At 61.5% G+C, this 13,607-nt stretch carries 11 protein-coding genes; 2 read left to right on the top strand and 9 right to left on the bottom strand.

The window, feature by feature from the left end; all coding sequences use genetic code 11:
- Positions 1 to 21: 21 nt before the first annotated feature.
- The 7 genes from ACV1FX_RS35710 to ACV1FX_RS35680 all read right to left on the bottom strand — a co-directional run bounded on the left by ACV1FX_RS35710 (position 22) and on the right by ACV1FX_RS35680 (position 7,605).
- A complete protein-coding gene (locus ACV1FX_RS35710; RefSeq protein ID WP_473122225.1) occupies positions 22 to 828 on the bottom strand; it encodes an ABC transporter ATP-binding protein in 807 nt (268 codons plus the stop codon).
- A 65-nt stretch (positions 829 to 893) separates the two neighbouring features.
- Positions 894 to 2,222 (bottom strand): ABC transporter substrate-binding protein, encoded by a 1,329-nt coding sequence (locus ACV1FX_RS35705; RefSeq protein ID WP_473122224.1) that lies wholly within the window; start codon positions 2,220 to 2,222, stop codon positions 894 to 896.
- Positions 2,223 to 2,251: 29 nt separating this feature from the next.
- Positions 2,252 to 3,307, bottom strand: a complete 1,056-nt coding sequence (locus ACV1FX_RS35700; RefSeq protein WP_473122223.1) for a branched-chain amino acid ABC transporter permease — start codon at positions 3,305 to 3,307, stop codon at positions 2,252 to 2,254.
- Positions 3,308 to 3,311: 4 nt separating this feature from the next.
- Complete coding sequence (locus ACV1FX_RS35695) at positions 3,312 to 4,202, bottom strand: branched-chain amino acid ABC transporter permease (protein ID WP_473122222.1); 891 nt, start codon at positions 4,200 to 4,202, stop codon at positions 3,312 to 3,314.
- The gene (locus ACV1FX_RS35690) at positions 4,202 to 5,116 is read right to left on the bottom strand and encodes an ABC transporter ATP-binding protein (RefSeq protein ID WP_473122221.1); all 915 of its coding nucleotides are present in this window, start codon (positions 5,114 to 5,116) and stop codon (positions 4,202 to 4,204) included. The genes ACV1FX_RS35695 and ACV1FX_RS35690 overlap by 1 nt, the downstream gene beginning before the upstream one ends.
- A gap of 16 nt (positions 5,117 to 5,132) precedes the next feature.
- Positions 5,133 to 6,266, bottom strand: a complete 1,134-nt coding sequence (sfnG, locus tag ACV1FX_RS35685; RefSeq protein ID WP_473122220.1) for a dimethylsulfone monooxygenase SfnG — start codon at positions 6,264 to 6,266, stop codon at positions 5,133 to 5,135.
- 1,168 nt (positions 6,267 to 7,434) lie between these two features.
- Positions 7,435 to 7,605: a hypothetical protein gene (locus ACV1FX_RS35680; protein ID WP_473122219.1), complete on the bottom strand. Its 171-nt coding sequence runs from the start codon at positions 7,603 to 7,605 to the stop codon at positions 7,435 to 7,437.
- A 394-nt stretch (positions 7,606 to 7,999) separates the two neighbouring features.
- On the opposite strand from ACV1FX_RS35680, the gene ACV1FX_RS35675 reads away from it, so the two are divergent.
- Entirely contained in the window at positions 8,000 to 9,760 is a 1,761-nt protein-coding gene (locus ACV1FX_RS35675) for an MOSC domain-containing protein (RefSeq protein ID WP_473122218.1), read from the top strand.
- A 40-nt stretch (positions 9,761 to 9,800) separates the two neighbouring features.
- Positions 9,801 to 10,385 (top strand): redoxin domain-containing protein, encoded by a 585-nt coding sequence (locus ACV1FX_RS35670; protein ID WP_473122217.1) that lies wholly within the window; start codon positions 9,801 to 9,803, stop codon positions 10,383 to 10,385.
- Between the two features lie 117 nt (positions 10,386 to 10,502).
- Here the strand turns inward: ACV1FX_RS35670 and ACV1FX_RS35665 are convergent, their stop codons facing one another.
- Together ACV1FX_RS35665 and ACV1FX_RS35660 are read right to left on the bottom strand one after the other, a co-directional pair.
- A complete protein-coding gene (locus ACV1FX_RS35665) occupies positions 10,503 to 12,785 on the bottom strand; it encodes a TonB-dependent receptor (protein ID WP_473122216.1) in 2,283 nt (760 codons plus the stop codon).
- A 501-nt stretch (positions 12,786 to 13,286) separates the two neighbouring features.
- Positions 13,287 to 13,556 carry a hypothetical protein gene (locus ACV1FX_RS35660; RefSeq protein WP_473122215.1) on the bottom strand — a complete coding sequence of 90 codons (270 nt, stop codon included), beginning with the start codon at positions 13,554 to 13,556 and terminating at the stop codon, positions 13,287 to 13,289.
- Positions 13,557 to 13,607 lie beyond the last annotated feature (51 nt).

The following is a 13,607-nucleotide window of genomic DNA, read 5'->3' as shown; positions in this document are numbered from 1 at the left end:
ATGGCTGTCCGATGAAAATGTTCAGGCCGCCGCGTGGTCGGCCGGCGATGGACCGCGCAACGCGGCAAGGTGTGCGGCGCTCTCCTCGGGACTTCCGAGATAGAGCGCCTTGATCTCGGCGCGCCCGCGCAGATCCGCGGCATCGCCCGACAGCACCGTCGCCCCGCCTTCGAGAACGGCGGCGCGGTCGGCATAGCGGAGCGCCACGGTCGAGTTCTGCTCGGCGACCAGGATCGACAATCCCTCCTCGCCGTTGAGTCGCTTCAAGGTGCTGAAGATCGTCTCGACCACGATAGGGGCAAGTCCCATCGATGGCTCGTCCAGCAGCAACAGTCGCGGGCGCGCCATCAAGGCACGGCCGATCGCCGTCATCTGCTGCTCGCCGCCCGAGGTGAGGCCCGAGGCGGACCGCCGGCGCTCTTTCAGGCGCGGAAACAATGTGTAAACGCGCTCAAGCTCTGCCGCGATCTGGCGTCGCGACAAACCGCCTCCAATACCGCCGGCGACCAGGTTCTCCTCGACCGTGAGCGCACGAAAGCAGTGGCGACCTTCCAGCACAGGGACCAGTCCCAAACGCACCAGTTCGGCCGAGGCGAGCGCAGTGGCATCATGCCCGTCGAATTCGATGCGGCCGCCCGTGAGCTGGCCGCGCTCGGCGTGAAGCAGATTGGAGACCGCTTTCAGCGTCGTCGACTTGCCGGCGCCATTGGCGCCGAGCAACGCAACGACCTCGCCCCGGCGCAACGTGAGCGAGACGTCCGACAGCGCACGAATCGCGTGGTTGTAGGTCGCAGCCAAGCCTTCGAGGACAAGAAGATGATCGCTCATTGCGATGCTCCGGAGTTGCCTGGACGGGAGCGGGCGTGCCCGCTCCCAAGCCGTCTCGAATGCCGCTACTGACCGACCGGCGCGTCGTCGGAGGTGCGGACCTTGATGTTGTGCTCGGTGGCGTAGGCGGTCGATGATTTCTCGATGATCGGGCGCAGGAACGCCCAGTCGGGTGCGATCCAGTCCGACACCACCTTCCACTTGGTTCCGTCCCACTGCTGGAAGGTCACGCGACCATCACCTTCGTGGTTGTCCCAAGTCACGTTGATCGAATGAAACAAGCCCTTGGCGCCCAGCGCCTCGACCCGCGCCGGCTCGAGCTGCAAGTGCTCGAAGCCCCAGCGCACCTCGTCGCCGGTGAGCGTCCGCTTGCCGAATTTCTGCTGCGCGATCCGGATCGCCTCGACGTTGAGGATGCCATTGACGATGCCAAGGTTGTGATAGACGCTGCCGATGCGCTTCTTATCGTCGAGATTGCCTTTACCTGCACCGTAGACGGTCTTGATGACCTCCTGCAGGACCGGGTATTCGGCACCGGACGCCTGCGTCGTGATCGCGACATACCCCTTGGCCGCATCTCCGGCAGGAATGACGTCCTCTTCCGAATTCGACCAGACGTTGCCGATGATGTGATCGACCGGGAATCCGACCTTCTGCGCCGTCTTCAGCGCCACCGGGTTCATCACACCCCAGCCACGCAGCACCACGTAGTCCGGCTTGGCGCGCCGGATCGACAGCCACTGCGACTGCTGTTCATTGCCGGGATGCGGCACCTCGATCTGCTCGAGCGAGAAGCCATACTTGTCGGCGAGCAGCTTATAGATCGGAATCGTCTCCTTGCCGTAGGGCGAGCCGTGATAGAGCACGACGATCTTCTTGCCCTTGAGCTTGTCGGCACCGCCCTCGCGCGAGGCGACGTAGTTCACGATGCCGGACGTCTCGCTATAAGGATTGAGCAAAAGCGGAAACACGTAAGGAAACACCCGACCGTCGGTCGAATCGGTACGGCCGTGGTTGATGGTGATCAGCGGCACCTTGTCCTTGGTGATGCGATCGATCATCGCATAGGCGATCCCGACCGAAAGCGGATTCCAGGCCGCCACGCCCGGACGGCTCTTCAGCCGCTCATAGACCTCGACGCCACGCTCGACTTCATACTGCGTCTCGCCCTCATCCCAGGTCAGCTTGACGCCGTTGACGCCGCCGTCGCGAATATTGATCAGATTGAGATAGTCGATGAACCCGCCGAAGAAGCCCGTGCCACCGGCCGCGTAGGGGCCGACGCGGTAGCTCTGTAGTGGAAAGAACTGCTCGTCGGCATGCGCCGGCAGCGCGGCACCGATGGCAACCGCGGCGGCGAGCGCCGCACTTCGAATGGATTTGGACAGACGCATGACGTTTTTCCTTTCGTTCGGGAGACGTTTCAAGACTGGATGGAGTGAGGCGCACGAAAGCGACGCAGGATCCGCTCGGTGAGACGATCGATCAGCGCGATCAGTCCGCGCGGCTCTGCAATCAACAGGCCGATGATGAGCGCACCGATAACGATGCGCTGGCTCATCTCGAGCACGCCGGAATCGAAGACGTTGCCGAGAAGCGCGGCGCCAAGACGCGAGAGCAGAAGCGGGAACACGACCATGAAGGCCGCACCGAGAAACGCGCCTCGGATCGAGGCGAGCCCTCCGATGATGATGATGAAGAGGATCTCGAACGAACGATCCAGGTTGAACCCCGCGGGCTCCACGGTGCGCAAGTAGGCGAAGGCCCACAGCACCCCTGCGATTCCGACGATGAACGACGATACGCCGAACGCGAGCAGCTTGGTGCGCAAGAGCGGCACACCGATGACCTTGGCCGCCGTCTCATGGTCGCGTAGCGCGATGAAATTCCGTCCGACCTGGGAGCGCAGCAACCGGATGGCAAGCAGCGTCGCGATGACGACGACGGTCAGCGAAAAGAGGTAGCGCCCGACCGCGCCCGAAAAGGTGATGCCCGCGACTGCCAGCGGCGGCGCATCGATTACGCCGGACGGATTGTTGTTGGAAAACCAGCCGAACTTAGTGAGCGCCCACTGCACGAAGAACTGCGCCGCCAGCGTCGAGACCGCGAGGTAGAAGCCGCGCAGCCTGAGGCTCGGCAGGCCGAACACGATCCCGACCGCCGCGGCCACGAGGCCCGCGGCCACGAGGCTCACCAGGAACGGCACGTCATGCAGACGCAGGTTGAAATTGTAAGCAGCATAGGCGCCGACGGCGAGAAACGCGGCCGACCCCAGCGAGACCTGGCCAGCGTACCCGGTGAGCAGATTGAGCCCTAACGCGGCAAGCGCGAGCGCAAGGAACGGCGTCAGCACCGCATCGAGCAGGTAATCGGAGCCTGCGAACGGAACGATGCCGTAGGCCAGGATCAGAAGAACCGCTGGGGCGAGATGACCGGGGACAAGCCAGCCGGCGACAATCGGGCGAGCAGGTCTCGTCATCGGATCAGACCCTCTCGACCAATCTCTGGCCGAACAGCCCGGATGGGCGCACCAGCAGGAAGCCGAGCGCAACCACATAAGCCGCCCAAGCCTCGATGCCGCCGCCGAAGAACGGGCCGACATAGACCTCAGCCAGTTTCTCGATTGCGCCGATCAGGAGGCCTCCGACGATGGCGCCCGCGACCGAATCGAAGCCACCGAGCACCAGCACTGGCAGCGCCTTGAGCACGACGAGCGACAGTGAGAACTGCACGCCAAGGCGCGCGCCCCACAACAGGCCGGCGACCAGCGCGACGATGCCGGCCGCGGTCCATACGGCCGCCCAAACGCGCGACAGACGCAGCCCCACCGCAAGGGCAGCGAACTGATCATCGGCTACCGCGCGGAACGCGAGGCCTGTCCGGGTATAACGGAAGAAGAGCGCAAAGGCCGTGACCAGCGCGCCCGCGATTGCCGCTGCAAACAGGTCAAACTGGCTGATCAGAACGCCGCCCACCTCAAAGGGAACATCGTCAATTCCGAGATCGAGGCCGTGAACCTGGGTGCCCCACAACAACTGTGCCGCCCCCTCGATCACATAGGACAGGCCTAGCGTCGCCATGAACAATGTCATTGGCGACTGGTTGACGAGCGGCCGCAGCACCGTGCGCTCGACGGTGATGCCGAGCACCACCATGATCACGAGGGTGGCGGAGAAAGCCAGCCAGAACGGCACGCTGCGCTCGACCAGGCTCACGAAAGTGAGCGCCGCGAACAAGAGCATCGCGCCTTGCGCGAAGTTCAGGACGCCGGACGTCTTGTAGATCAGCACGAAGCCGATCGCGACCAGCGAGTACATCACGCCGGACAACAGCCCGCCGACGAGAACCTCGATGAAGAATTGATAGTCGAACATCAGACCGCGAGCTCCGTCTCACCCTCGTGCGCCACGCCAAGATAGGCATCGATCACGGCCTGGTCGGAGCGCACCTCTTCCGGGGTGCCGTCGGCAATCTTGCGGCCGTAGTCGAGCACGGCGATCCGGTCGGACAGGCTCATGACGACACCGATGTCGTGCTCGATCAAAACGATGGAGGTGCCATAGGCATCGCGCGCATTGCTCACATGTGCGGCGAGCTCCTGCTTCTCGCCCAGCGTGACGCCGGCGAGCGGCTCATCGAGCAACAACAGTTGCGGGCGCGCGACCAACGCTCTTGCAAGCTCCACCCGTTTTTGGAGTCCGTAAGGGAGACCACCCGCAAGCTGATGCTTGACGGCGTCGAGATGAAGAAACGCGATCACCTCCTCGGCAGCCGCACGGGCCTCGGCTTCCTCGCGGCGCGCCCCTCGCGTCGATAGCATCTGCCGAACGAAGCCGGCTTGCCTGCGGTGGACAAAGCCCATGATGACGTTGTCGAGCACCGGCAGGCCCTTGAACAGCGCAAGGTTCTGGAACGTGCGCGCCACGCCGTGCGCCGCAAGGCGCGCGGTCGGTACATGCGTGAACCTTTCCCTTCCGAGCCGTACCGCGCCGCGATCGGGACGGTAGAGCCCGCTGACCACGTTGAGCAGCGAGCTTTTGCCGGCACCGTTGGGACCAATGATGGCGCGGATCTCGCCCTTCGCAACGGCAAGATCAATGCGGTCGAGCGCAGTGATCCCGCCAAAGCTGAGGCAGATCCCCTCAAGCCGCAGGACCGGCCCGGCGGCGTCGGTAACCAGCGCGGCCCCGGCACGCGCCCCCTCCGCCTCACCTGCAGCCTCGGCAGCATGGTCATGCGCGCGCGCCAAAATCAGGGCGTCGCCGCCCGACGTCGCAACCAGGCTCATGCGTCGCTCGCCCCGACTATTCCGCCGCCTGAACGTGCGTCGAGCCGCTCGCTTCGAGCTCGCGTACCAACGGGATCACATGCTTGCCGAAATACTCGACCTCTTCCTGGAAATGCAGGAAGCCGAGCAGGATCAGATCGGCTCCGGCGCTCTTGAGCTCAATGATGCGTTGAGCGACCTGCTCTGGTGTCCCGATCAGATTCGAGCGGAAGCCATCATTGTATTGGACGAGATCCTGGAAAGTAGACTTGGCCCAATTGCCCTCACGCTCGGGGCTGGCATTGCCGGCATTCTGGACCTCATGGTGGAAGCCGTGCACCGCGTCCGGAATCGCCTTGTCGAGAATCTCCTGCAGGACGTCCTTGGCCTCCTTTTCCGTTTGCCGGACAATGCCGAATGCATTGATGCCAATCTTGGTCCGCCAACTCTTGCCGAAGGTCTTTTCCTTGGCCCTGATATCGTCGACCTGCGCTTTCAAGCCGTCAGGCGTATTGCCATTGGTGAAGTACCAATCGGACACACGGGCAGCCATGTCGCGAGCGGCGCGCGAGGAGCCACCTTGAAAGATCTCCGGTAGCGGATCGAGCGGCTTGGGCTTTAGCGAATAGTCGTTGAACCGATAGAAGTCTCCCTTGAGCGTGAAGTTCTCCTCGGTCCAGATACCGCGTAATGCATTGATGAATTCTTCCGAGCGGCGGTATCGCTCATCGTGATCGAGCCAGGGCTCGCCGATGGCATGGAATTCACCACGAAACCAGCCCGAAACGATGTTCACAGCGACCCGCGCATTGGTGAGCAGACTGATCGTCGCGAGCTGCTTTGCAGCCAGGGCCGGATTCCAAGGCCCGGGAAGGAGAGCGGCAATCACCTTGAGCTTTTCAGTCGCAGCGAGCAGCGCGTGGGAAAAGCTGACGGATTCATGTTGCTTGTCGGCGCCATAACCCGCAGTGAACCGAATCTGGCTCAATGCGTAGTCAAAACCGGCCTTCTCCGCGATCTGGGCAAGCTTTCGATTGTAATCGATGTCCCAGCTGGTGCGCTGCTCGATCGAGGAAATGACAAGGCCGCCGGAAACGTTCGGGACCCAGTATGCGAATTTGATGGGGTTGCTGTTCGTGGTCACGTTATCCCTCGGGAAAGTATGTTGCATCGGAAAAAGCGACGGCTTGATGCAGGCAGCATCGCGCCGTTACGCCCTCACTCGTTTCGAGGGCGTACTCACGCTGCGATTCAAGCCGCTGCTATTGATTGAAAGCGCTATGGCGATCTGTGGCGCGATCGGAACAGCGTATCAGGCTGCGCCTGTTAAAAGACGCACACGACTGGTCGACACGCCAGGCTCACGATCGAATGACCTGTCTGATCGTGATCGAAGATTGTGTTGCGCATCATGAGTATCCTTGACCGGCGTCATCGCCTGACAACCAATCCTCTCAAAGATTTTTTGAATGCACGAGTCCAATACGAACTCTTTTTCGTCGACCGAAGATAATTCATCTTTCGTAATTTCTCATCTGACGCGCTGTTTATTGCGCGCGACGAAAAACGTTGCGCATGTGTGATTGAGCCTCGACCGCGCATTGTCTTCCGGAAGCCGCGCAACAAATCGCTCTGCTGCGGGATCGAGTCCTGCCGGCCCTGGGTTAAGGGCGAATCGCGTCGATCGCAGCTCGAGCGCCACGGCACGAAGATGGACTGAGTTGGACGATAAGCATTGCCGAGGCTCCGCGACTCAGCGCGAGGCGTTTTGTGCGCCGTCACCGTAATCCCAGACAAACGCTCTGCCCCTTTGTGTCATGCCACTCACAGGCCGTTCATCCGGGAACACGCTGCGCTCGAATGAGTTGATAACACCAAGATCGCGCCGGCACAGCTAACGCCGGCACCCTCTGCGCCTGGAGGGTTGAGTGACCGAAGAACGCGACGAGACCCAGCTACGGAACCAACAAACACAGGATAGTGGCGCGCAATGCCCATCTTGCGCAGCCCTCCCCCAGCTTGTTGCTTCAACGCTAGACGTCAAGACGGGTAAGACAATGCGCTTGTTTCATTGCAACGAGTGCGGCGAGAACTGGAGCGATTAAGGCCGCGCGGCCGACAAGAAAGGCCCCAGCTCTTTGGGGGCTTCAGGAGGGGCTGGGGCCGTACTGCCCTTGCGGAAGGGATCGGGCAACCCAGCAAATGCCGTGACGTTCCCTCTCAGTGTCTGGAAGTGACCAGATACACGCTGCTCGCGTCCGCCGCCGGCGGCCCGACCGACAACCAGACGCCGACGGCGATCAGAAGCGAGCAGCCGAGAGTCCACAATGCCAGCCGCATCAGGGCACCACATCCATCAGTGAAATCGCAGCGGCATTGAAGCTTGGACCGCCCGCAGCAAAGTAAATCGCGACCAGCGCGATAGCGGCAAATGCGATGTAACCAAGTATCATCAAGCCGTTGTTGCCACGAACCGGAGACGGCATTGCTGAATGTTGTGCAATAGCCATGACCAATTTCCTATTCGAGCGGCGCTTCATTGCGCCGCACGATTTTAGGATCGGCCACAAAAAAACGCTGTGAAGCAGTTCACGTCTGAAGAAAAAATGAAACCGCCCGTATCCCGGGAAGGCTTCGTGTCTTATGCGTCGGACTCGACAACCTCTTCGCCCGCCGAGTTCGCCGGTGTCTCAAAGATCGCATCGCAGCTCGGCCATGAGGCAATACGCCGGAGAAAAAATGTCGCCGCACACACGAGAGGGGCAGCGTCACGCCAAGTTGCACAATACTCGAAAGAATGGAGCGTAAGATGCGGATGAAGACCACGATCATCTTTCTGCTTGCCATCGTCCTGATCATGCTGGTCCCGTTCATTCCACCTCTGCCGTTCGGGTGAGGAACGCAATGGAACGACTGCTCTCGGTCAATGTTGGCTTGCCCCGCGACATCGCCTGGCAGGGCAAGACGGTTCATACGGGCATCTGGAAAGCCCCGGTGCAGGGCCGCCGGATGGTACGGCGTCTCAACATCGATGGCGACGGGCAAGGAGACCTTGCCGGCCACGGCGGCGAAAACCGCGCTGTCCTCGTCTATCAGCATGAGTCCTATCGGTTCTGGCAGCAGCAGCTCGGCCGGAGTGACTTTGTCTACGGACAGTTTGGCGAGAACTTCACCGTCGAAGGCTTGTCCGACACGGATGTGTGCATTGGCGATCGCTATCGGATTGGCGGCGCGCTATTCGAGGTGACGCAGCCGCGGGTCACCTGCTATCGGGCCGGCATTCGCATGAACGAGCCGGAATTGGCCGCGCTGCTGGTCAGGCACGGCAGGCCCGGCTTCTATTTCCGGGTGCTGGAGGAAGGGGAAGTGGAAGCCGGAGACGAAATCACGCGGGTCGCGTCCGGACCCGAGCGCATGAGCGTCCGCGAGATCGACGCACTGCTGTACATGCCCGGTCATTCCCGCGATCAACTCACGCGGGCACTCCGCATCCCCGCGCTCAGCGCCGGCTGGCGTCGTTCCTTCGAGGCGCTCCTCACACAGGAGAGCAAGGACGGACAGGCGACGGGAAATGCCGGGCTCACCTCGAATTCGGGTCCGCCACCGGCTTGGCCTGGATTCCGTTCGTTTCGCGTCTCGCACAAGGAGCGCGAGAGCGACGACGTGACATCGCTGCTGCTCGAACCGACGGACGGGCAGCCCGTAGCCGTCGCTCTTCCCGGTCAGTTCGTCGTGTTGCGGCTCGGATCGGAGCCTGCGGCCTCGCTGATGCGCAGCTATTCGCTCTCGGGAAAGCCCAACGCGCGATCCTATCGCGTCAGCGTCAAGCGAGAGCCGTATGGCACGGCCAGCACCCTTGTCGACCAAACGCTTCGGGTCGGCGATGTCGTGCAGGCAAGTGCGGCACGTGGGAACTTCACGCTGCGGCCCGGCGATGCGCCGGTCGTCCTCGTCAGCGCGGGAATCGGAGTGACGCCGGTCCTTGCGATGCTTCACGCGCTGGCGGCCCAAGGCTCTGCGCGGCAGATCTGGTGGTTGCATGGATCACGCAACGGCCGCCAACATCCGTTCGCCGCGGAGACGCGGGCCTTGCTCGCGACCCTCGCTCACCATCACAGCTACATCTGCTACAGCTCGCCTGAACCGCAAGATCAGCCCAATGTCGATTTCGATGCCGCCGGACGCCTCAATATGCAGGCGCTGCGGAAGCTCGACCTTCCCCGCGATGGTGAATTCTACATCTGCGGTCCATCCGCCTTCATGACCGACGTAACCGCCGGCCTCGCCACGCTCGGCATTCCGCCGGATCGCATTCACACCGAACTGTTCGGCACCGGTCCCTCCATCACCCCCGGTATTGCTGCTTCGCCGCGCCAACCACCGCATTCGCCTACCGGGCCCGCGGCTTCAGGGCCGATGGTGTCGTTTGCCCGGAGCGGCCTCAATGTCCGCTGGGGCGCATCGTTCAAGACGCTGCTTGAACTTGCCGAGGTCTGCGACGTCCCGGTGCGATGGTCATGCCGCGCGGGCGTTTGCCATACCTGCGAGACGGGACTCGTGGCGGGGGCGGTGAATTATCAGCCCGCTCCGGTCGATGCACCGGCAGATGGCAATGTGCTGATTTGTTGCGCCCGGCCTCAAGGCGATGTCGTGATCGATCTATGACGACTGCGAGCTGGCTGCATCAAACCATGGAGGACGTCATATGCGCGCAGACATCAAGCCCGGAGCCATTTTCCCGGATTACGAGCTGAGCGACCACACGGGAAAACATCGCAAGCTTTCCGAGCTGCAGGAACAGGATCCAATGGTGGTCGTGCTCGGCCGCGGCGGCTACTGTCCGAAGGATCGACGGCAGGCCGAAGGGTTGCTGCAGCTTCACCGCGAGATGGAGGTGGGCTATTGCCGGCTCGTGACGATCACGACTGACACGATCATCCAGACGAGCGAATATCGCAGCGGCGTCGGAGCGCATTGGCCCTTTCTGTCGGACCCGCGGCGCATCGTTCAGAAGGACCTCGATATCGCCGAATACACCGACACGGTTCACAATCCGATGATTCCGCATGTGATCGTTCTGGAACCCGGCCTCGTCACTTATCGGGTCTACAATGGCTACTGGTTCTTTGGACGTCCTTCCGTCGAGGAACTCCGTCAGGACCTGCGCGCCGTCAGCCGGAAGTGCCGACCGGACTGGGACATCACGACGCCCGAACTGAGAGCGGCATGGCAACAGGGTCGCAAGGAGCTGTTCTATCCCTATGGCAAGCCCCATCCTGTCGGCGAATAACATCAGAAGCAGGTCAGAACGCGGTTTGGATTGTTCGGGAGCATCGTTATCCCGACCTGATTGTGGAAGGTTCGAGTCCGCCTGGCCCGCCAATCGATCAAGCAGTAGGAGCGGCGATTACATGTCGACGGTCATCGACAGAAGGTACGTTCGGGGTGCACCGAGGAAGAACGTTCCGAATGAAGCCACGCTCGACCAGTAAGTCTCACCGGTCACATTCTGAACGTTCGCGCGGAAAACCGTCTTCCTGCCATTGATCGCCGTCGTATAGCGGGCGCCGAGATCGAGCCGCGTCCAATCCGGGATCGGCTGCTTGTTCGCGCTATCGACGAACTGCTTGCCGGTGTAGATGACTGTCCCATTCAAAGTGAGGTCCCTCATCCATGGGAGATCCCACTCGGCTCCAATATTGGCCTGTATGTTCGGAACCCCGATTGGCGTGTGGCCCACGTTTGCCGCAACGGCCGTCTTTGTAAGGGTGCCGTCCAGCAGCGAAACGCCTCCCAGGAGGCGAACATCGGGCATGACCTCGCCGTAGACGTTGAACTCGAGCCCACGGACTTGCTGTTCGGCCGTCGCTGCGAAACGCCCGGCGGACAGCTCGCCACTCGCCTTCGATATCTCGAATGCGCTGAAGGTGGTTGCGAACCGGCCAAAGTCTACCTTGATCCCGGCCTCGTACTGCCTGGCGATATAGGGCGCAAGCACTTCGCCGAAATTGGAAGCGATCTGCGGCGCGACGTCGCCCCGGCTGAGACCTTCGATGTAGTTCGCGTACAGAGAAACGTTGTCCCTGGGCCGGATGACGAGGCCGACCACAGGCGTGGTCGCGCTCTTGTCGTAGGACGACGTCAGCGTTCCGACATTGGAGAGATAGTTGTTCGCTTCGATGCCCTGGCGCCGGACACCCAACGTCAACAGGAGGCGTTCATCAAGCATGGACAAGGTGTCGGCGATCGAGAGCCCCGTGAGCTCACTGTCCGAAAGCCGAGGGCGCCCGCTGATCTCGTTCGCGAACTGAGTAGGCGCCACTGTCGGATCATAGATGTTCGAAGCGACCAGACTGCCATTGGTCAGCCGCCGATACAGCGCGTCGTGATAGACCGAGGCCTGGAAGGCGACGGCATGATGGACGAAGCCAGTATCGAAGCGCGCGCGGACGCCACCATCATATGTGGTTCGATCGATGCTGAGCCCGAAGAATTGCGGCGTCGAGGTGGTATCTCCGCTCGTGCTGACAATCGTCGGGAGACCGAAGAAGCGCTCGACGTTGGTTCGCGATCCGCCGACGTCGGCAAACAGCGTAACCTGATCGCTTAGATCGTATTCGTTCCGCAGCAAGGCAGATTGATCGTTGATGCGCGACCATTCCCAGGGTTGCGTCACGTTCAGCCGACCGTCCGGCGCCTTTGGCACTTGCAGGCCGGAAGCCATGAGAAAGGGACGCGACGGAGCATCGAACCGATCGGTCTGGGCGATGAGGTAGAGCCACGACCTGAACCGTTCCCCTTGATAGTCGAGGGCCAACGATCCGACACCCGTCGTTTCGGATTGGCGGTTAATGGGCGTATCGCCGTCGCGAACACTGCCGCTAGCCCGTACGCCCCATTCCTTGCTGTCGCCGTATCGCCTCGCAACATCCCAGTGGCCGCCGAACTGCGCGGCGGAGCCGAAACTCGCGGTGAAGCGGGTCAAGTCCTCTTCCGCGCGCTTAGGCACGACGTTGATGACACCGCCGACGCCGCCATTGGGTGCAATGCCCGACAAGGCGGCCGAGGGACCCTTGAGCACCTCGATGCGCTCGACGTAGTCCGTGAAGATGCGGTAGGTCGGCGCGATCCCGTAGAGACCTTCGAAGGCGAACTCGCCGTTGTTGCCTTCGTTGACCGGGAAGCCACGAATGAAGAATGAATCAAGCAGGCCGCCTGTTGGATGGGTGCTTCGCACGGAAGGATCCAGGATCAAGGCGCCCGCAACCGTCGCCGCCTGTTGATCACGGATGAACTTGTCCGTGTAGCTCGTCACGTTGAACGGCGCCTTCATTGTGTCGGTGTTGCCAAGCAGTCCGAGCCGCCCGCCTTGAGCGACCTGGCCACCTGCAAAAGCGGGCACGACACCGGACCGTGATGGCTGCGATTGCGACGCGACGGCTCCAGGCTGCGGTGGAGTCGGCGCCGTGGTGCGACGTGACGTCGATCGGACTCGGGCGGTATTTCGGTTGGCCGGCGCGCGGCGGACCGACTGTTGGGTCGGAGCATCGACCGTAACGGGTGGAAGGGAGTTGGCCTCCTGCGCTGTCTGGGATCGAGCGGGTGATTCCAACCACCCCAGCAACGCCACTCCACTCAGCAGTTTCGCACCGAAGCGAGCCGCCGCCCCAACCTCACCCGCACGTCGCATTTCCAGAAAGTCCCTCATCACAGAACGTAACCCAACGTGAAATGACTTCACGCTTGGCGCGCACGACCATGGATCGAAGATTCGCTCTCCGCGTCCGAGCTCGGCCGAGATCGACCGTTCGTGAATCAGTCCCTTCGCAGACTCGAACTTGGTTGCTTTAAGTTTGCTAACAACTTTCGATTGCTAGCTGCACTGCTTCTTTAGAGAGACGCTATCGTGGCCGCAACGCAAATGCGTGCATCGCGAATTAGAATGTCTCGATCATCGACACATCGAGTCAGTTGATTGCGAGTTTGGAAAAATTCCAAAGGCGTGTGGAAGATTCCAGATCAGAGCTGTTGAAATTTGACAGCAAAGATCGACGAGATCGCTCTTGCCAGCGGCGACGCTCCGGACCTCATCATGGATTGACTGTTGCGCGTCACCATTTCGTTCCTGCCGCTCTCATGACGACAACCTGCCACATGGGATGAACGCGAACCGGCTGTCACCCGGATCATTTCACGAATCTGGTATGGCGTTCTCCGGCTGCAAATCGAAACGGCGGCCGAGCTTCCGGACAACCACGAGCGCTGCGTCACAGGCTGCTGCCATTCCCTGGCAACCCGGCAGGACAACCGTGATGTCCCAATTCCGTCCCAGCCGGCAGTCTTCGACTTCATAGATGCTGATCTCGAGAACGCCTTTCCCCAACCGCGATCGTTTCATCCTGTCGAGGACCAGGCTGCTCAATTCCTCAATAGTGATCAATTGTTTGGTCATTGCACGCATTGGCGCCAGCCCTGCTCGATCTAAGCGCAGTGGCTGGTGCGTTGCGATCAC

Source organism: Bradyrhizobium ingae (assembly GCF_055791185.1).
The sequence above is the reverse complement of the archived record's forward strand: the minus strand, read 5'-3'. Positions and strand labels throughout refer to the sequence as shown.